Source organism: Bradyrhizobium sp. HKCCYLR20261, assembly GCF_051168435.1.
Taxonomy (GTDB): Bacteria; Pseudomonadota; Alphaproteobacteria; order Rhizobiales; family Xanthobacteraceae; genus Bradyrhizobium.
This window is the reverse complement of record NZ_JBNPUZ010000028.1, coordinates 14076-34053: the sequence shown is the minus strand read 5'-3', so window position 1 is coordinate 34053 and position 19978 is coordinate 14076. Positions and strand designations below refer to the sequence as shown.

At 66.3% G+C, this 19978-nt stretch carries 13 protein-coding genes and 1 tRNA gene; 9 read left to right on the top strand and 5 right to left on the bottom strand.

The genetic code is table 11. From position 1 onward, the window contains the following. Nucleotides 1-34 precede the first annotated feature (34 nt). Nucleotides 35-901: a LysR family transcriptional regulator gene (locus ACQR1L_RS33850; RefSeq protein WP_434862241.1), complete on the bottom strand. Its 867-nt coding sequence runs from the start codon at nt 899-901 to the stop codon at nt 35-37. A gap of 107 nt (nt 902-1008) precedes the next feature. Here ACQR1L_RS33850 and ACQR1L_RS33845 point away from each other — a divergent pair, with 107 nt between their 5' ends. Further along, the gene (locus ACQR1L_RS33845; protein WP_434862240.1) at nt 1009-1434 is read left to right on the top strand and encodes a tautomerase family protein; all 426 of its coding nucleotides are present in this window, start codon (nt 1009-1011) and stop codon (nt 1432-1434) included. Between the two features lie 3 nt (nt 1435-1437). On the opposite strand, the gene lipB is transcribed toward ACQR1L_RS33845, so the two are convergent. Then, nucleotides 1438-2160: a lipoyl(octanoyl) transferase LipB gene (gene lipB / locus ACQR1L_RS33840; protein ID WP_434862239.1), complete on the bottom strand. Its 723-nt coding sequence runs from the start codon at nt 2158-2160 to the stop codon at nt 1438-1440. A 14-nt stretch (nt 2161-2174) separates the two neighbouring features. On the opposite strand from lipB, the gene ACQR1L_RS33835 reads away from it, so the two are divergent. Together ACQR1L_RS33835 and ACQR1L_RS33830 are read left to right on the top strand one after the other, a co-directional pair. After that, a complete protein-coding gene (locus tag ACQR1L_RS33835) occupies nt 2175-2471 on the top strand; it encodes a FliM/FliN family flagellar motor switch protein (RefSeq protein WP_434862238.1) in 297 nt (98 codons plus the stop codon). 135 nt (nt 2472-2606) lie between these two features. Beyond that, a tRNA-Leu gene (locus ACQR1L_RS33830) sits at nt 2607-2691 on the top strand. An 829-nt stretch (nt 2692-3520) separates the two neighbouring features. Here ACQR1L_RS33830 and ACQR1L_RS33825 read toward each other — a convergent pair. The 3 genes from ACQR1L_RS33825 to ACQR1L_RS33815 form a co-directional block, all read right to left on the bottom strand. Beyond that, a complete protein-coding gene (locus ACQR1L_RS33825) occupies nt 3521-4210 on the bottom strand; it encodes a DUF4399 domain-containing protein (protein ID WP_434862237.1) in 690 nt (229 codons plus the stop codon). Nucleotides 4211-4383: 173 nt separating this feature from the next. Next, a complete protein-coding gene (locus ACQR1L_RS33820) occupies nt 4384-5856 on the bottom strand; it encodes an SUMF1/EgtB/PvdO family nonheme iron enzyme (RefSeq protein ID WP_434862236.1) in 1473 nt (490 codons plus the stop codon). 34 nt (nt 5857-5890) lie between these two features. After that, the gene (locus ACQR1L_RS33815) at nt 5891-10765 is read right to left on the bottom strand and encodes a helicase (protein ID WP_434862235.1); all 4875 of its coding nucleotides are present in this window, start codon (nt 10763-10765) and stop codon (nt 5891-5893) included. A gap of 1016 nt (nt 10766-11781) precedes the next feature. Between ACQR1L_RS33815 and ACQR1L_RS33810 the strand changes: the two genes are divergently transcribed. The 6 genes from ACQR1L_RS33810 (at nt 11782) to gspG (ending at nt 19956) form a co-directional block, all read left to right on the top strand. Beyond that, the gene (locus tag ACQR1L_RS33810) at nt 11782-13497 is read left to right on the top strand and encodes a hypothetical protein (protein WP_434862234.1); all 1716 of its coding nucleotides are present in this window, start codon (nt 11782-11784) and stop codon (nt 13495-13497) included. A gap of 133 nt (nt 13498-13630) precedes the next feature. Continuing rightward, entirely contained in the window at nt 13631-15931 is a 2301-nt protein-coding gene (gspD, locus tag ACQR1L_RS33805; protein WP_434862233.1) for a type II secretion system secretin GspD, read from the top strand. 164 nt (nt 15932-16095) lie between these two features. Next, nucleotides 16096-16455 (top strand): tetratricopeptide repeat protein, encoded by a 360-nt coding sequence (locus tag ACQR1L_RS33800; protein WP_434862232.1) that lies wholly within the window; start codon nt 16096-16098, stop codon nt 16453-16455. Between the two features lie 121 nt (nt 16456-16576). After that, nucleotides 16577-18247, top strand: a complete 1671-nt coding sequence (locus ACQR1L_RS33795; protein ID WP_434862231.1) for a GspE/PulE family protein — start codon at nt 16577-16579, stop codon at nt 18245-18247. Nucleotides 18248-18251: 4 nt separating this feature from the next. Continuing rightward, nucleotides 18252-19466, top strand: a complete 1215-nt coding sequence (locus ACQR1L_RS33790) for a type II secretion system F family protein (protein WP_434862230.1) — start codon at nt 18252-18254, stop codon at nt 19464-19466. Nucleotides 19467-19479: 13 nt separating this feature from the next. Then, on the top strand, nt 19480-19956 hold the full coding sequence (gspG, locus tag ACQR1L_RS33785; RefSeq protein ID WP_434862229.1) for a type II secretion system major pseudopilin GspG: 477 nt from the start codon (nt 19480-19482) through the stop codon (nt 19954-19956). The last annotated feature ends 22 nt before the right edge of the window (nt 19957-19978 follow it).

Genomic DNA, 19978 nt, shown 5'->3' with positions numbered 1-19978 from the left:
TCCGATTGTTAACGCATGTTACATCACGTCCCGGTCACGTCAATTCATTCGACATTGCAGCGCTCCGAAAGGCCGCGGCCAGTGTGCGCAACGCGGCTCGCTTGGCAGCGTCGCCGACCTTGGCATGGAGCACGACCTTGGAGCGGCCGAGCTGCGGCAGTCCGAGGTCCGGTCCGACTTCGATCAGTCCGCTCGGCGCGATGCGGCGGGCCAGCGGCGCAATCGCAAGGCCGGCGCGCGCCGCGGCCGTGACCGCCGTGACCCCGCCGCCGACGAATGTCTCGCGAAAGGCGAGCTTGGCGCGGTCGAGCGCGCGGACGGCGATGCTGCGCACGCCGCAGGGCGGCGCCAGGGTCGCGAGCGGCAGCGCGCCGTCGGGCGGCAGACGGAAGCGGGGCGCCGCGAACCAGCCGAATTCGTCGGTGATCAGCGTCTCGCCGCCGCGGCGGCTCGCCTCGCGCCGCACGATGACGGCGTCGAGCTGCCCGGCGTCGTAGCGGTCGAGCAGGTCGCGCGAGAAGGCGATGCTCACCGACAGCGCCAGATCCGTCGTGGCCCTGTGGAGCTGTTCGAGCATCGGCACCAGTTCGGGACCGGCGACATGGTCGCTGATTCCGAGCGAGAGAAGCGCCCGCTCGACCGGCTTTCCCCTGAGTGCAAGGTCATGCGCGGCGATGAGCGCCACGGCATGCTCGGCGAAGGCGGCGCCGTCGGCCGTGATCCGGACGGCGCGCGGCGAACGCTCGACCAGCCGCTTGCCGAGCAGCGCCTCCAGCCGCTGCAGCTTCAGGCTGACGGCGGCCTGGGTGGTGCCGAGAGCCTCGGCCGCGCGGGTGAAGCTCTTAAGCTCCGACACCAGCAGGAAGGCGCGGACGGTGGCGATGTCGAGCGTTGCTGTCATATCAGACCGTTATCATTGATATCCGGTACGATAAGATACCAAAATGGAGAGGCCGCGGCTAGCTTTGCTGATGAGGCGCAGCGATGCGCTCGAAAAGGGAGCCGACCATGCCGTTGATCAACATCATCTACGCCAGCTCGCGCCGCCAGCCGGCGCTCAAGAAGCACATTGCCGATGCCGTCACGGAGTTGACGGCGCGCATCCTGCGCAAGGACCCCAAGGTCACCGCAGTGATCGTGTCCGAAGCGGACGCCGCGGACTGGTTCGCGGGCGGTGCGTCGCTGGCGGAGCAGGGGCTCGCCAGCTACTGGATCGACGTCCATGTCAGCGAGGGCACCAACACCAAGGATGAGAAGGCCGCCTATCTCGCCGCCGTGTTCGACCGCATGTCCGAGCTCATCGGTCCGTTGCATCACGAGACCTACCTGCATGTCGACGAGGTCAAGGCCGACGCCTATGGCTTCGGCGGCCTGAGCCAGGAACGCCGCTACGTCGCGGCCAAGCTCGATGTGCCGCCGCAGCGCGGCACCTGAAGTTCAGGCGGTCGCGGCGAGGTCGGCAGCGACGGCGCCGAACACGCTCTCGAAGGCCTGCCGGAGCGCGATGTCGACATCGGCCATGGTGACGGGCAGGCCGAGATCGACGAGGCTCGTCACCCCGTAGCGCGGATCGGTGACGCCGCAGGGCACGATCGCCTGGAAATGCGACAGGTCCGGCTCGACATTGATGGCGATGCCGTGAAAGCTGACCCAGCGCTTCAGCCGCACGCCGATCGCGGCGATCTTGTCCTCGTGGCCCGCGCCCTTGTCGGGGCGCCTGACCCAGACGCCGACGCGATCCTCGCGCCGCTCGCCGCGCACGTTGAAGGCGTCGAGGGTGCGGATGATCATCTCCTCCAGCGCCGCGACATAGGCCCGCACGTCCGGCCGGCGTCGCTTCAGGTCGAGCATGACATAGGCCACGCGCTGGCCGGGGCCGTGATAGGTGACCTGGCCGCCGCGTCCGGTCGACAGCAGCGGAAACCGGGGATCGCGCAGGTCCTCGGCCTTTCCGGACGTGCCGGAGGTGTAGACCGGCGGGTGTTCGAGCAGCCACACCAGCTCCGCCGCCTCATGCGCCGCGATCGCCGCGGCCCGCGCCTCCATGGCGGCGGTCGCCTCGGCATAGTCGACCAGCGAATCGGAGATGCGCCACGCGACCGCGTTGCCGGGCGGCCCGGCAAAGCTGGTCAGGTCGAGGGTTTCGCGGCTGTTAACCATTGGCTAACCGTAACATGGTGATCTCTGGGGCAACGGATTCCAGTGACTTGGGTGCTCTCGCAGTGTCAACCCTCGATAAAGTGACAGTCGACCTGATGGTCGTGCTCGGCACCTGTTCAATGCCCATCCACCAGGTTCTGCGCCTGTCGCGCGGCGCCATCATCGAGCTGGACGCGACCGAGGCCGACGACGTCAAGGTGCTGGCCAACAATTTGCCGATCGCCAACGGCGTCGTGCTGGTCGATCGCAACCGCATTGCGGTCGAGGTCAAGCAGATGCTGCCGCGCTCGCCGACCCCGACGACGCGATAGGGTCGCGGGGCGACGCAAAAACCATCCACAATCCGGTATTTTAGGGCAGGGCGGGGGTTGTCCCCCCGAGATCGATTTGATACACGGGCGCCACTGATCCGGTGCCGCCTGTTTCCAGGCTCCGGCTTCTCCTTCGCGCTCGTGGCGGAATTGGTAGACGCGCTGCCTTGAGGTGGCAGTGGGTAACACCGTGGGGGTTCGAGTCCCTCCGAGCGCACCATCCCTCTCTCCTTAAAAATCCCATTCTGTTTCCGGTTCGTTCCGGCGTGACGCCTGTCGCGCAAGGCGTGGGACTTCGTCTCGCGGCGCTAGAGCGTCCGAGTTGTGCCGGTCGTTCCGCCCTCGCAAGATGAGAGGGCGCGGGGAATGCCGGGCGCTGGCCGCACCCATGGCCCGCCTGCAGCAAAAAAAGCAGGCGGCAGTCACCACAGGTTCAGCCGAGGACCCGGCATTCCCCGCGCGATGGTTTTCACGCTTATGGCGCGATCTCCTCGGGGACCGGCTTCTTGACCCCGTCGCCGGCGGATCATCCCCACCAGCTTGGCCTCAGCACCGGGAGGCCAGAACCACGCGCTTTCACGTCCGCAAAGCGCGCTGTTCGTCGGCAGGCATCACACCCGCTGCAGCACGCTTACGGCCACCGCATCTCCGGCCCCACGTCTCGTGACGATCGCGAAGCGCCCCTCTCGCGGGCCGGGATGGAGACAGAAAACCATGAATTCTGAAAAATAGCAAGTAGATTATTCTTAAGCGAAGATGGCGGACGGGCTTGGGCCGATCGCGCTGGAGAATTGCAGACAGCGAACGATGGCTGGGCCAGCTCTACTCACCTCAAGCCGCGGCCCTCACGCTGCTTGCCTGCTCACTCCGTGACGGCTTTTCTCGCGACTTGCCGAACAGGACAAAATGCCGCCGCCAGCTCACGAAGCCCCGTCGAATTCGCCAGCTCCCATTATGCTGTCGATTGTGGACTCGCGACTTCGTCGTATTCCGAACTGGCGGGGCGATCAGCGACAATTTGCTTTGGTAGCAGGCCCCTCGCGCATGTCTCAACGCGGTGACTTCGTGCCGGCGTCACTCGTGCCCGACAGCAGCCCTTTGAGGAAGTCGAGCGCTCCGGCCGACTTCGACGGATCGTCCGGCGGCGCTTCTGCTGTCGAGGTTTCGGCGGAGCGTGCCGCGCGGATGGGCTTCTTGTGGTGGTGCGTCTCCGCGGCGCTACGGTTTCGGCGATTTGATCCGCCCTCGACGGTGATCGTGATCTTCTTCGACATCAGCGGCGGATCGAAGTTGAAGTGCATGCCATCACCCATCACGAGCTGAAGTGTGTGTTTGCCCGGAGGCAGCTCGATGAGGGCCTCGGTCTCGCCGCCGCCATAGTGAAGATGGTGTCTGTCCTGCGGGATGGGTTCGCCAGGGCTGATCTGTTCGTTGTTGTCGATCAGCAGATGATGGTGGCCGGTATTGGAGAAGCTGTCACCGGCATGGGTCACGCCCATGTTGCGCAGACCGAAGCGACACCAGAACGGGCTTTTCACGGTGTCTCCATCCGTTGGCGAGATGAAGTAGACGTAGGCGTCCTTGGGCGCGCTCCTGCTCTGCGCCCACGAGGAATGCGGGGCGAGCGTCAGCGACGCAGCGAAAGCGACGCAGGCAAGGGAGAGCGGCGCAATGGAAAAATCTCGGCGGGTCATCAATCCGGATTGCGCCGCCGACCGCACGGATGTCTTGTTACTCACAACGCTCTGCTCACAAATCTGGAAAACAACGGACCCGAACGGGCAGACTATCAATCGAACCAAGCGCGGCGGAATTGAGGTTCCCCTCAGCCTCGCGAGGCGATTTCGATCAGAATTCCTATAAAATGCTGCATCGAATGAGCGCCGTGTCGGCGACCTCGATGCAGCTCATCTCAGAGCGAGAGCGCCACGCGGAAGCCGTGTGTCGGGTAGCGTATCCGTCCATCATAACGATCGCGGCTTCCGCTCCGCGCATAGCTCGCGTCCTTTTTCCAGGAGCCGGAACGAATGACGCGGATGAAGCTCTGCTCGTCGATCCATGCCGAACCATCCGACGGCGCGCCCTGATAGGTCTTGTGCCAGCTGTCGGCGACCCATTGGTCGACGCTGCCGCCCATGTCGAACAGGCCGAACGGATTGGCGGGAAAATGTCCGACCTTCATCAGCTGCGGCGGCGCGCCCGCCTCGTTGCAGCCATGGCAGTTGACCATTCCGGCGCGCATCTGATCGCCCCACCAGTATTTGGTGTTCGCTCCCGCGCGCGCCGCATACTCCCATTCCGCCTCGGTCGGTAGCCGGAATGGCTTGCCGACGGTTCGGGAGAGCCAGGCCAGGTAGTCCTTCGCATCATCGTAGCTGACGTTGGAGACGGGATTGTCGTCCGGTCCGCTGGTGACATCCGCGCATGCCTTGTCGGCGACGCATTCCCGCCACTCGCCGATCGTGACCGGATATTTGCCGAGCGCAAACGGCTTGATGGTGACACGATGGACCGGAAGCTCGGCGGCTTCCGTGCCGCCCATCGCAAAGCTTCCACCGGGGATCATGACGACATCAGGCAGGCGGGTTCGCGGTGCTTCCGGCTCTTGTGTCGGCGGCGTCGGGGGCGCGGCCTCCGCGGCGGCGACAGCGCCCGGGAGTTTTGCGGTTGGCGCCTCGTCGGCTGCGGTGGTGGCGGCGACATCCTGCAGCGGCGCCGTCGCCGTCGCGCTGGCGACCGCCTGCACCATGGCCGCGCGCTGCGGAGCTTCTGCGCTGGCGAGGTCTGACGCAGCGGCCGGCGCGTCGGCGGTTTGCGGCGGCGCTGGCGGGGATGTGGTGGGCTGGCGCGTGAGCAGGAGCCAGCTGCCTGCCATCGCGAACAGCAGGAGCGCAAGGCCGGCGGCCATGCCGGTTCGGAGCAGGGGACGGCGCTCGGCGCTGGCCGCGGCGTCGCGCAGCCGCGCCGCCAGCCTGGTCTGTCCGTGCGCCTGCCACATCAGTGCAAGGCTGCGCGCCTCCTGCGGCGTATGCTGAGCGATGGAAACGCCGGGAATGTTGCAGACCACGCGGCCGGCTTCGCCGCGAACAGGCGCGGTGGCCTCGACCTCGGCCCGGTCGCAGCGCTCGGCAAGCGATTGCTTCAGAGCGCCGCACATCATCATGAGCAGCCCACCGCGCTTGCTGCGGCGGGCCTGGATGTCGGGGCATGCAAGCTGCTCGGCGAGGTCTTGAAAGCTCGGGGCGCGCAGCGCGCTCAGCGCCACATTCACCACGCGGCCGCATTGGTCGCAAGGCACCGGATAGCTCACGGCTTCCAGCGACCGCTCGGGCCCGCCGGGGGCAGGGGCGAGCGACGGCCTGAGGACGTTGATCCCGCCGCTCACACGCGAACCGCCATGCCCCGGCACGGCGTCCCGTTCATTGTCCCCAGGCGCTGAATGCGTCCTTGAAAGCGCGATCACCGTCTGCTCCCTTTTCGATCGCAAGAACGGCGCGGCTGCCGCCGTTATAGACGATCGGAATATCGATCCATTCCTTGCCCTTCAGCAGCAGGACGTTCCGCTTGGCGTCCACCTCGCCGGCCGAGAGCGCGATCATGAAGAATTCCGGCGTCACCTTGGCCGTGAGCGTCGCCAGGGCGGCGCCGCGGCCCGCCTCCTTCATCTTCATGCTGACACCCTTCAGCGTGTCGACGCCCGCATGAGCCGGGTCATCCGGCCAGTTGAACTTCAACTCCATGATATGGCTGGCCGGCATGTCGTTCTCGGTGTTCGGCCGCAGCGACAGCGTCGCCTTCATCCGCTTGTCGATCTCGATGTCGCCCTTGATGGAGGTGGGCACGCTGCCGGCGGCCGGCTCGACGCGCCAGGTCACCTTGCCGAGATAGCGCTTGCCGAGCGGATCCTGCGAATCCTCCTGATACAGCACGGCGTGCGACGGAAGGTTTTCCGGCAAGCCCGCAGTCTCGCGGCCCGCCATGCTCGCGGCGCCCGTCGTCATTCGCTCCGCAGTGACCTTGCGTGGCTCGGTGCTCGCCGGCGCCGCTGTCGTCGGCGATGCCGCCGTCCAGGACGCCAACTGGCTCGAGACGGAGCCCCACGAGCTTGCGATGCGGCTGGATGCCGGCTGCCAGTAGATCGAACCGCCGGCCAGCGCCACCGCGATGACCGCGGCCGCGGCAATGGCGCGGCTGCGGTAGGGGCGCCGCATCGGCGCGCCGGCATCGAGCGGCCGCCGTCGCTGCGCCGATGCGATGATCGCATGGAGATGCGCCGGATCGGCATTGACGGGCGTCGTCGCTTCCGATGGCGGCGTCGCACGGGCGATCGGAGTTGTTGCGACATCGGCGAAAGCCGGCGCCGTCTCCACGACTCGATCATCGATCGCGTGCGGTCCGTGCGATGCATGGATGTCGCGATCGATCTTGGCCGCATCTGCCCGGCTGCGCAGCCACGGCGGCGGCGACGCCTCTGCCGGCAAGGGCGGTTCGGCGTGCCGCTCCTGACGCGCGAGCGACAGGCCTTCGGCGACGCTGGCGATCTCATCCTCCAGCGCTGCCGAGAGTTGATCTTCCGACGCGTCTGCGGAGACTGCCGCAACATCCGACATGGTCGGCGGAGCCTGCAGCGGCGCGAATGGCTGCGACGGGGCCGCCATCGACATCGCGAGCGGATCGATCCGGCGGGCGTGCTCGCGCAGCCGGATCACCCGGTTCGGAAACAGCCGTTCGAGCAGATCGCATAGCTTTGCGTTTGCCGGCATCAGCTGGCGCAGCGAGAGCGGCAGGCCGCCGAGACCGGCGGGAGCGATGTCTCCGACATCGACGCGAGCCGGATTGTCGGTCCCTTCTCTCACAAGCTCATCTGCGACGGCGAGAACCTTCCGGCCTCTGAGCAGGACGGTGAGGTCGCGCAGGTCCGATTGCGATGCGTCGTCGACCACGACGAGGTCGAACGCGCCGAGACGCGCGGGCAATTGCTCGGCGACGCGCCAGGCGGGCAGCAGATGACAGGGGATGCCGTCATGGCAGGTTTCGAGGGCCTCGCGCGCGACCTGACGCATTCGGCCGGCATTGGGACCGGAACAGCTCGTCCCCAGTTTGCGCAGCGTGGTCAGGAACACATCGAAGCTCTGGCGGACAGCGCCGCCGGTGTTCTGCGCGAGGTGCAACTGCATCCGTGCAACGACCACCTGCTCGAACAGCTCGCGCAGCCGCGTTTCCAAGAGCGCGCGCTGGCCTGACAGATCATGCAGCCGCTGATGCTGGCCGACACCTTCGGTCTGCCGCATCAGCACGGCCCAGTTCCAGGCCATCGTCCAGTCCGCGACCAGCACCGGATCGCTGTGATCCCGGCGCGCCGGCTCGGTTCGGATCCGCCGGGCGAGCGCCCCTGCACCGGCCTCGGTCACGGACTCACAGACTTCGCGAATGAGTTCGAGGTCCTGGCGCCGATCGTGCAGCCTCTGCAGCCTTGCACGAATCGCGCTCCATCGCGTCTCCATGTCGCGAAGGTCGATGTCGGCGCGGCCAAGCTGCGACAGGATGTCGGCCCGGACTTGCGCGTTGATCGACCCGCCGCCACCAAACAGCTCGGTCAGCCTCGCGAGCTCGTTGCGCTGCTGCGCGGCGCGCGCCGCGGCGCTCCTGATCGCAGCTGCCAGCGCGGTCAGCCGCGAGGCGTCGCCGAGCAGGCCGGCGATCGCATCGTCAGGCATCGACAGCTTTGCAGCGGCGGTGACGACGTTGCGCTTTGCCAGCTCCGCCATCACGATCGCGACTTCGACCTGCCTGACGACGCGCTCGTGGACGTGAAGCGTGTTGGACCCGTCCTGCTCCGGCGTGGGCGCGCCGATCTCTTCCGCCAGCGACCGCCATCGCACGTCGAGCGAGTGCAGGTGACGCCGCCAGAGGAGATAGTCGCGAACATGGGCCCAATCGGCCGCACTCTTGGGCCGGAAGCCCGACACCTTGATGTCGTCCAGCGTCCGCTTCAGCGCACGCCCGGACAGCGAGAATGTCGCGACCGCGCTTTGACCGGACGCGAGCCGTTCGATGACCGCCAGCAAGGGGTCGCTGGCAAACGCGTCGGTGGGCGTCTCCACCGGCCGCACCAGGAAGCTGCTCCGCCGCGTCAACAGCGATGACGCGTCGCGGGCAAAATCGACCAGGATCGCGCTGGTCGGAAGGATATCGGGCTGCGTGCCGAGCGGCGACAAGGCGGCGAGCCAGGGTTCGCCGGCGACCACCCGGTGCGCCCCAGCAAGCGCATCGAGATCATCGGCGAACCTCTCCGCGCCGTTCGGCTCCAGGGCATTGACGACGTGCCGCGCCAGCTCGTCCTTGTCGCCGTCGACTGGCATCGATACAGCGACCGGCTGCAGACCCCGATGCAGACGCACCAGCGTCGCGGTGTCCGGCAGGGCTGAGACATCCGGCAGCGGATCGTCGACGAAGGCGAGGTCGTTGCCAAGCCGCAGCCGCGCCGCCCGAGCCTGTTCGACGGCCGCCACGAGCAGGTCGCTCTCGCCGAGATAGCCGAGAGGCCGATCCGTGAACCATGCATAGGCGTCGCGGTCGGACACCAGCGTGGCCAGGTCCTCGAAGGACGGGGCGTTCGTTCCGGAGCGCAGGAGCGTGCGGCTTGCGATGTCGGCGATCTCGTCGTCGAGGCGGCTGATCGCGTGACTGGTCGAGATGATGCTCTGCTCGAGCTGATTGACCTGTTCGGCCTGATCACGCAGGCCCGTCACGTCGATGATCGACTGCAGCCGGCTGATTACGCCCTCGGCGCGCTTCAACACATCGGCGTCGGAGCCGGTCAGATCGAGCGTCAGATCGCGGATCGGCCGGGGCAGCGTGGTCGCGAGCAGCGACAGCGCCATGTCATGCCGTGAAACGATCAGGACGCGCAGACCGAGCGCGAGATGATGACAGACCACATTGGCGATCGCGGACCTCCGGTCCGGCCCGCTTGCGCCCCTGACGATGACCCCGTCCGAGCGGCGAAGCTGGCGTACGATCTCCATCTCGTCGGAGTTGGTGGGAAGCGGAAAGAACAGGTCCCCCCGATCGGTGGCGACCTGCGTCTCCGGCGCGATATCGATCCGCTCGCCGATCACACCGGACAGCCGAAGCCGCGGGCCGTCATGGCCGTCGTGATCGGGGCCGCCGAGCAGGAGCTGCGCCATGCGGCCGAGGCAGCACTCGGCGCCGGGCGTGTAGTCGATCGCGCGTCTCAGGCGTTCGATGTCGCGCAGCAGCAGCAGGTCCGAGCGCGGCCGCGCAAACAGCACCCATCGGTCGGAGACGACCAGCTGCTCGCTTTCCTCGGGGAGCACGAGCGCTGAATCCGGCAGCGTCGGACAATAGATCCCTTGCGGGTCCAGCTGCGAGCCGATGGCGCTGAGGATCGGCTCGAAGGTGGCGGGCTGGAAGGGCGAAAGCTCCGCGCCGCGCTCGAGCATCTGCTCGGCCGCATGCGCCGCGAGCTTGGTGGCCGGCGAGAGCGCCTCGAATGGCTTCAGATGTGCCGTCGCGGCCGCCAGCCGCGGCCTGATCCTGATTTCAGCGTCGGCGCGGTCCAGAACCTCGATCGTGACCAGCCGCTCGAGCAACGGAAGCTCCAGCTCATGCCCATGGCGGCGCCACCGCGTGACGCCGATGCCCCACACGATCTCGCAACCACGCTGCTGGCCCGCGGCACCGTCCGCGCGCGCCAGCTCCCGCAGGGTCTGATAGATCGCGATGGTGCGGCGGCGCGGCCGCTCGGCGCCTGCCCAGGCTGCCCACGGGCCGCCGAGATAGTGCTCCAGGCGCTGCACGAGGTCGGCGCGCTGCTCGAGGCACAGCCGCACGCTCCAGAGTCCCACGCCATCCTCGTGGCCGGCCGCAGGCGTGCAGTGCTCGGCGCGGGCATCGCCGTCCGCGATCAGCCGCTCCTTTTCCGCGGCTTGCACCGTGATCGTCACACGCTGCCGGACCAACGGGCGCCGGTCCGGATCGGAGGACACGTCGATCCACCGGACGAGATCGTCCGCGACGACCGGCGGCTCGGTTGCGGCGAGGCATTCGATCGACAGCCACACCGGGCCGTCCGCATCGAACGTGTTGAAAGTGACGCCGGGCAGTCCTTCAAGCTCGTGCTGATGAATGATTTGGCGCCGTTCGACCGTGAGCGAACAATCTGGCAGGCGTTCGATCGTCGACGCATCGTGCGCAACTGCTTCGGCGAGATGACCGAGCAACGTCTGCAACGGTCCGGTCGTCATCTCCAACCGATGGATTGCGTTCATGACGCGCCTCCAATCATGGTCGCCCTGGAGCGAAGCAATCGGTTCATTGACAAGCCTGCTTTCGAACTCGTGTTGCCTTGCAGTAATTTCTGTCGCGATCATCGGCCGCGATCAACAGACATGGATAGCGACGGCCTGCCATCTGCACGAATACTGTAACGAGCAAGTCAGGCCGTACTAACTGATGAGCAATAGGGGAAGGCAATGCGGCGTAATGATGGGAGGATCATCGCGTGATGGCCTGATGAGTTGGCCGAACCAACTGATTTGTAATCATTCCAAGGAATCGGGCGAACGCCGGACGATGGCGTTTTAGAATTTCTTTAAACAGTCAGTCGCCGCGTGTCATGAGCTGCCTTGATCGTCGGCAGCAGGTATTTGCTTCCGCGTTTGCAACGCTCATTGAACTCATCATGCGTCATCTCGCCGCAATCTCACTCCGGCCGGCTGACCGTTTTTATCTTTTGATTTCAACACCGGTCTCCAGGCTGCGCCATCGCCCGACCGCAATGTCTATCGAAGTACGGCCGCGCCGGAAAAACTGTGGCGCCGGCCGCTGCGCGGCTGCGCGACGATGCAAATACAACCGCTGGGGACCAGCTGTTGGTTGTTCGCGTGCGGCGCATGAAGCTCGGAACAATCAATAGGCCGTTGAGCGACTTAGCATCGTCCTGACGCACGACGGAGTCATCGGTCGACCGCAGCCTGCCATGCTCCCAGGGACCCGTCCTGCTGATGGCGTCAAACTGCTGACACGCGAGCATCGCCGGCGAGCCCAAGTATCGACATCGCACGCTTCTCAAGTATCGACATCGCACGCTTCTAGCGCGAATGGGGCGCGGTTGCGCACGAGCGGTTCTGTGGCGCGGGCAGGGGAAAATCGCCCGCGCTTCGATCATGGGGAGGTCCGACGAATGGTCTTGATAAGCTGCAATGCCCAGCGCACTGGCGCCCCGGTGTCTCCAAGCGGGGCTCTGAGGAATTGTCGCGGTGCTCGTGCAGCGCGCAGCCGCGGGATGATCGTCTCATCGTTGCTCGCGGCGGCATCGACATTGGCGCTCGGCGCGGTCGCGGCGAGAGCCGCCGACGAGTCCCATGCGCGCCCCGCTGAGGGAGCGGCGGTCAAGGCGCTGATGGCGAAGCTCGACGCGATGGAGCAGCGCATCAATACGCTCCAGGTCGAGCTCAAGGATGCCAAGGCGAAGAAGACGAGTGTCGGACAGTCCGCCTCGCTGGCGTCGCGGCGTCCCTCCGACTCGGTGGCACTGACCGGCGCGAAGGACACGCACGGGAAGGCGTGGGATATGGCCCAGCCTGCCGCGAAGCCGGGTGTCACCGCGGTGCCGTTCGCGGGCCCGAAGGACGGCAAGACGGCCTCTGCGTCAGCCGAGGAGACGGCGTCGCCTTCTCCGGTCTCGCGCATGGCGGCAGCGTTCGCCGACTCCGACCCGAAGCCGAAGTTCTTGCCGGCGTCAGATCTCAAGGCGCCACCGCCAACGCCCGGCAGGGATCTGTTCGGTGCGGCGCCGTCACCCGTGCCGGGCATGCGCATCGGCATGTATGGGGAAATCAAGCTCGGCTCGATGCAGAACCCGGCCGCGAACGGTCAGTGGCAGAACGGCTTCGATATGGCCCGCCTCGTGCTGCTGCCGACCTATCAGGTCAATGACTACATTACTTTCAATGCCGAGCTGGAATGGGAGCATGGCGGCACGGCGTTCGACAACGATGACAAGCTGCATGGCGCGATCGAGGTCGAGCAGGCCTTCTTCGACATCAAGTTCAACGACCACTTCACCCTGCGGTCGCCGGGTATCGATCTGATCCCGATCTCGTTCATCAATCTGTATCATGAGCCGACCCTGTTCTACAGCGTGCGCCGTCCCGAGCTCGCCAACGGCCTGATCCCGACGACCTGGTACGCGCCGTCGGCCGGATTCTACGGCAAGATCGTCGACGGCCTGAACTACCAGTTCCAGGTCAGCCAGAGCGCCGAGGATTTCGGCGACGATTTCGCCCATCGCGGCGACAATGGCCATATCGTTTCGGGTGGCTACGAGGCGGGCATCAGCGGCTCGGAGGCGCTCGCGCTGTCCAAGGCACCGATCGGCGATTACCGCCAGCTGAGCAACCAGCTCGCCTATACGTTCCGCCTCAGCTACGCGCCGTCGTTCCTGCCCGGGTTCGCCGGCAGCTCGGCGATCTACTATTCGCCGAATGTGACGCCGCGCGGCGCCTATGCCACGGAGGCGGACGGCACCGAGACGCTGCTCGGCAAGAACGCGATGACGATCTTCAATACGGAGGCCCGCTATCGCGTCCCGAACACCGGTCTGGAGTTCCGCGGCGAATATGCCTATGTGCATTTCTCCAATCCGGAAAACCTGCGCGCCAACAACGATCTCGACGACACGAACAATGTCGGCAAGACCATGTGGGGCTATTCGGGCGAGATCGCCTATCATTTCCGCGCGCCCAACGACTACGACATCGTGCCTTTCTATCGCTATACGCGGCAGAACTTCCAGACCTCCGGCATGCTCGGCGCCGATCTCAGAAACGGCCTGAACAACGTCACGGGCAGCGGCGACATGACGTTCCACGACGTCGGCGTCGCCATCTTCCCGAATCCGAGCCTGGTCTACAAGCTCAACTACACCAAGGTCATCGACCACAGCGCTGCCGGTGCGATGTCCGACCGGGTGCTCGCCGGCGTCGGCTGGCTCTGGTAGGGCGCGGACGATCCCCCGGGCCGGCGTGGAGGTCACGCCGTCCCGGGACTAACCGACGGAAGACTCGGCACATCGGGTGGGCGGGTGAGTGTTGAATATCGTTGATTCTGGACGCGATCGATTGCGGGTCCGCATGCTCGTGATGCCGGCCGTCATGTCGCTCGGCCTGTCCTTGGCCTTGGCGGGCTGCAATCCCGCAACGCTCGGCAGTGACAACCGCGACGACGTCATGGACAAGGTGGGACGGCTCGATCTTTCACCGCGCTATCCGAGGCAGGTGATGCCCGAGCAGTCTCCGGCCGCCCGCCGTGCGCGCGCCGAGATCTACGGCGGCAACGACGATATCCGGGGCGCACGCGACGCGCGCGCGGAAGCGCCGGCCACGAATGCGATTCCGGTCGAGCAGGTCGCCGCTCACTCGCAGGCGGTCGGCAACGGGTTCGAGTTGAACTTCGAGAACACGCCGATTGCGACGGTCGCGAAGGTGATGCTGGGCGATATCCTCGGCGTCGGCTACACGATCGATCCGCGAATTCAGGGGACGGTCAGCCTGTCGTCGGTGCGCCCGGTCGCGAAGACCGATGTTGCGTATGTGCTCGAAAACGCGCTCCGCCTCTCCGGCACGGCGCTCGTCCGCGACGGGTCGGGCTATCGGTTGATACCGCTCGGCGAGGCGATGGGGGCCGGCACCGTCGATGCCTCCGGCGCCTCGGCGGAAGCCGGCTACGGCATCACGGCGCTGCCTCTGCAATATGTCTCGGCGCCGACGCTTCTGAAGCTGCTCGACAGCTTCGCGCTCAAGCCGGGCGTGGTGCGCGCCGATCCCGGCCGCAACGTGCTGCTGATTCAGGGAACGGGCGCGGAGCGCCGCACCGCGGCCGAGGCCGCGCTGAGCTTTGATGCGGACTGGATGCGCGGCCAGTCGGTCGGAATCTTCCCGATCGCCAACGGCAATCCGGAGCCGATCGTCGCCGAGCTCGAGAAGATCATGGATACCGGCGACAGCGGGCTCGGCCAGAACATGGTCAAGTTCCAGACCATCAGCCGGATGAATGCGATCATGGTGATCAGCCGCAAGCCGGCCTTGTTGAAGACCGCCGAGACCTGGATCAAGCGGCTGGACGCGGGCAACACGCTTCGCAACAGCGTGCATGTCTACCGCGTGAAATACGGTGAAGCGCGGCAGATGGCGCGCGTGCTCAACGACATGTTCATCGGAAGCGCAGGCAGCGCGGCCGACGCGTCGTCGACGGACATCGCTCCGGGATCGGGTACCACGACCAGCTCAAGCGGCGAGCGGCTGTCGGCCGCGGGGACTACGGCGCAATCGGGTTTCTCGAGCCAGCAGCAGGGCGGCAACGGATTGGTGGCCACGCGCGGCTTCGGCGGGACGCCGCCGCCTGCGCCGGCTGATGCGCCCGCGGAGCCGCGCATGTCCTCCGGGAGCGGCAAGCCGCTGATGGACGGCGTGCGGATCACGCCCGATGTCGTCAACAACACGCTGCTGATCTACGCCGACCGTGAGAATTACCGGATCATCGAAGCCACGCTGCGGCAATGCGATCGACCGCAGCTGCAGGTCGCGATCGACGCGACCATCGCCGAGGTCACCCTCAACGATAATCTGAACTACGGCGTGCAGGCCTTCCTCACCAGCAAGAATCTCGGCCTGCGCCCCGATCAGGGGTCACTGCTGAACACCACCTCGACCTCAGCGCCGGCGACGGTCGCGTCGGCCGCCGGCACGATCACCAACGCCTTCCTCAATCGCGCATTCCCGGGCTTCAACTTCCTGATCGGCTCGGAATCGCAGCCGAGCGCGATCCTGAGCGCCCTGCATACGGTGACCGACGTCAAGGTGCTGTCGAACCCCTCGCTGGTCGTGATCGACAATCAGGCAGCGACGTTGCAGGTGGGTGACCAGGTGCCGGTCTCGACCGGCAGCGCCACCGTGCTGACCACCAACAACACGGTCGTGAACACGATCGATTATCGCAACACCGGAATCATCCTGCGCGTCGCGCCGCGGGTCAACGAGAACGGCAATGTGCGGCTGGAGATCGAGCAGGAAATCAGCAACGTCGCGCCGCAGACCGCCAACAGCCTCACGCCCACGGTAGCGCAGCGCAAGGTGAAGAGCTCGGTTGCGGTGGCGAGCGGCCAGACGGTGCTGCTCGCCGGCCTCATCAGCGAGACCCGCCAGGGCAGCCGGAGCGGCGTTCCGGGCATCGACCAGATCCCGGGCCTTGGCGAGCTGTTCAGCAACACCGACCGCACGCGGGGCCGCACCGAGCTGATCATCTTCATTCGCCCGCAGATCATCCGCGATGGCACCGATGCCCACTATGTCGCCGAGGAGCTCCGCTCGAAACTGCGCGGCACCATCAGGCCGGTCTCGACCAGCGCCCTCCAGACGTCGCGGACGACGCGATGAGGTGGCATTCGGTCATCACAGCCGGCGTCCTGGCGTTGTCGCTCGGCCTTGTCGGCGCCGAAGCCCGGCCCCGCGGTGACGGGTGGGCGGCGTTCGCGCGAGGCAATTATGTCCGCGCGGCCGCCTTGTTGGTGCCTCTCGCACAGCGGGGAGATCCGCGCGCGATGACCACGCTCGGCTATATGTACGACAACGGCTTTGGCGTTCCGCAGTCCTACGATGCCGCGGTCGAGCTCTACATCGAAGCCGCCGAGCGGGGCGAGCCCGCGGCGCAGCATCTGCTCGGGCTGAGCTACGACAAGGGCCATGGCGTCGATCAGGACCTGGTGCTGGCCTACAAATGGCTGAACCTCGCGGCGGCCGCGGCGCCGCTGCGTCTGCGCGAGCCTTACCTGCGGATTCGCGATGCCGTCGCCTCGAAGATGTCGCAGGCACAGATCGTGGAAGGCCAGCATCTGTCGCTGGATTGGCAGCGCGCGCATCTCGGTCCCCATCGTGTCGTCGCAGCAGAACCAGGTTTGTAGTTGTTCTAAGTCGTCCATCTCATAAGCGTCATCTTTGAAATCGAAAACGTAAGGTCTCGGACGACGGCTCTCCATCTCGGCCTCGGCATGAGGTGATCGGGCACGATCCTCGGAAAGCGCCATGGCTTCGACGTTTCCTCATCACGCGGTCGACCGTCCTGCGGGCTCTCCGCTGGCTCCGAATGGAGCTGCGCTGGGGGGCGCGACTTTGCGGACGCCGGCCGAGGGGGCAGCAGAGGCGCTCGATCAGGCTTCGCCCGAATTCGCCGACGCGATTGCGCGCCAGCTCGGATTGCCGCGGATCGCGTTGGCCGATCTGCTCGCGGCCCGGCCGCTGGCTGAGCACTTCTCCCGCCGCTTCCTGCGCGAGACGGTCATCTTCCCGTTTCAATCGTCGCATCACCCGCATTGCCTGGCGGTCGCCGACCCCCGCGATACGGCGGCGGTGCGCGCGGCTGAGTTGGTGTTCGGTGGTCCGGTCGAACTGGTGGTGGCATCGTCCGACGACATCCTCACCGTGCTCAACCGTCTGGCAGGCGATGACGAAAGTTCGGGGCGTTCCGAGCCGGCGCAGCCTCAGCTGCGCGAGGACGACATCGACAGCCTGCGCGACCTGGCTACCGGTGCGCCGGTGGTGCGCGCCGTCAATGATCTGTTCGAGCAGGCGGTCGAGCTGCGCGCGAGCGACATCCATGTCGAGGCGATGCGGAACGGTCTGTCGATCCGGATGCGGGTCGATGGTCTGTTGAAGCCGCTGCCGGCGCCCGGCGGCGTGCTGCCACAGGCCGTGATCTCGCGGATCAAGATCGTCGCCGGGCTCAACATTGCGGAGCGGCGCCTGCCGCAGGATGGTGCCGCGCGGCTTCACATCGGCCGCTTCGAGCTGGACGCCCGTGTCGCGGTGATGCCGACGCAGCATGGCGAATCCGCTGTGATCCGGCTGCTGCCGAAGGACCGCGGACTGCTGTCGATCGAGAAGCTCGGCTTCGCCGGCCATGACGATCGAGCGCTGCGCCGGCTGCTCGCGCTGCCCCACGGCATGATCGTGATCTGTGGGCCCACCGGCAGCGGCAAGACCACGACGCTCGCGACGGCACTGTCGATCCTCAACGAACCGACGCGGAAGATCCTCACCATTGAGGATCCGGTGGAGTACGAGATCCCGGGGATCAACCAGTCGCAGGTCAAGCCGGCCATCGGTCTGACCTTCGCGAGCGCGTTGCGATCGTTCGTGCGGCAGGATCCCGACGTGATCATGGTCGGCGAGGTGCGTGACGGCGAGACCGCCCATGTCGCCGTTCACGCGGCGCTCACGGGCCATTTGGTGCTGACGACCTTGCACACCGAGAACGCTGCGGCCGCCGTGCCGCGGCTGCTCGACCTCGGCGTCGAGGACTTTCTGCTTCGCTCCACGCTGCGCGCCGTGATCGCGCAGCGGCTCGTCCGCAGGCTGTGTGACCATTGCAAGTCGCGGCGCAGGCTGAGCGGCGACGATCTCCGCGCCGATCCGCGCTTTCAGGCGGTCGGCCTCAATGCCGGGGAGACCGTGTATGAGCCGGCCGGCTGCGAGCGTTGCGGCGGCGCCGGCTATCGCGGCCGCCTCGGCATCTTCGAGATCCTCGAACTTGATCCCGAGATCCGGTCGATGGTTCACGGCAAGACCGATGCGGGCGTGATCGATCGCGCTGCGATGCACAGCGGCATGACCACGATGCTCGACGATGGCCTCACCAAGTGCCGGGCGGGCGTGACGTCGGTCGCTGAAATCCTGCGCGTGACGACACTGAGGTGAACAGGTGAGCACCTTCCGCTATCGCGCATTGACCGAGAAGGGTGACGTCGTGCACGGCACGATCTCGGCCGCGACGGCCAAGGATGTCATCGACCGGATCGAATATCTGCGGCTGATGCCGATCGAGACCTTCGAGGAAAGTCCTGCGGGTTCTGCCGCGCGGGACACGCTGGCCTGGTTCGGTGGTCCTTCGCCGGCCGACGTCACGACCTTCACGCGCGATCTGGCTCTGCTGTTGAAGGCGGGCGCGCGGCTCGAAGAGTCGCTCGAACTGCTGGCAGGCGACGCCGATATCGGCCGGTTGCGTCCGGTCGTCGGCCGGGTACGATCGAGTGTCCTGGCCGGCGAAAGTCTGGCGGAGGCGCTGGCGCAGCATCCCCAGCAGTTTCCTGCAATGTATCTGGCGCTGGTGCGGGTCGGGGAAGCGTCGGGGACGCTCGACCACGTGCTCGAACTGCTCGGCGCCGAGCGGGCGCGCTCTGAGGCGATGCGGCGCAAGCTGAGCGACGCGATGCAGTATCCGCTGTTCGTCCTGGTCGCCGCCAGCCTTGTGATGCTGTTCTTTTTCGTGGTCGTGCTGCCGCAGTTCTCGGCCGTGCTGCGCGATTTCGGCGCCGATCGCGACGCGGCCATCACGACGTTCCTGGACATCTCGGATTTCGTGCGCGGCAACGCTCTCGCGCTAGCGTCATCAGCGAGTGCGCTGATGATTGCAGTTGTCGTCCTGCTCGGTCGCGCCCGTGTGCGCATCGCGCTGATCGCGCGGCTGTCGCGGCTGCCGGGTCTCGCTGCGGTGTTCCAGTCGTACCGCACCAGCCTGTTCTGCCGCAACCTTGCGATCCTGCTCGGCAGCGGGCTGACGTTGACGGCGAGCCTGCGCATTCTCCTCGACATCATGTCGGTGACCGGCAGCGGGGCGGCATGGAACGCTGCGGCTGATCGTGTGCGTCACGGCGGCAAGCTGTCGGATGCGCTGTATGCGGTGGACGTTCTGCCGTCGATGGCGACGCGGATGATCCGGATCGGCGAGGAGAGCGGACAGCTGCCGGTGCTCGCCGGGCGAATCGCCGAGTTCTACGAGGCGAAGCTGCAGCGGAGCCTCGATCGCATCGTCGGCATCGTCGGTCCCGCCGCCATCATTCTCATCAGCGCCGTCGTCGGCGGCCTCATCGTGTCGGTGATGAGCGCGCTGCTGTCGGTGACGCAACTCGTCGGGTAGAGGAGATCAGCAGATGACACAGCCAGCGACCAGCGCCGCCATGCGGCGTCTGCGCAGCCGATGCGGTGACGAGAGCGGCTTCACGCTGGTCGAGATGCTGGTCGTCATCGCCATCATCGGGATGATCATGGGCCTGATCGGGCCGCGCGTGCTGTCGTCGTTGAACGAGTCCCGCGTGAAGACGGCGCGCATTCAGATCCAGAGCTTTTCGAGCGCGCTCGATCTGTTCTACCTCGACACCGGCCGTTATCCGACGACGTCGGAAGGCTTGACTGCCCTGGTGCGGCCAGCATCGACGATTGTGGGCTGGGCCGGACCCTACCTGAAGGGAGGGAGCGTTCCGAGCGATCCGTGGAGCCATGCCTATGTCTACCGGTCTCCCGGGCAGCACGTCCCCTACGAAATCCTCTCCTACGGATCTGATGGCCAGGAGGGCGGCACGGATCTCGCGGCCGACATCTCCTCATCGGTCACCGTCGGGGTGCGCTAGCGATGAATGATCCGGACGGCAG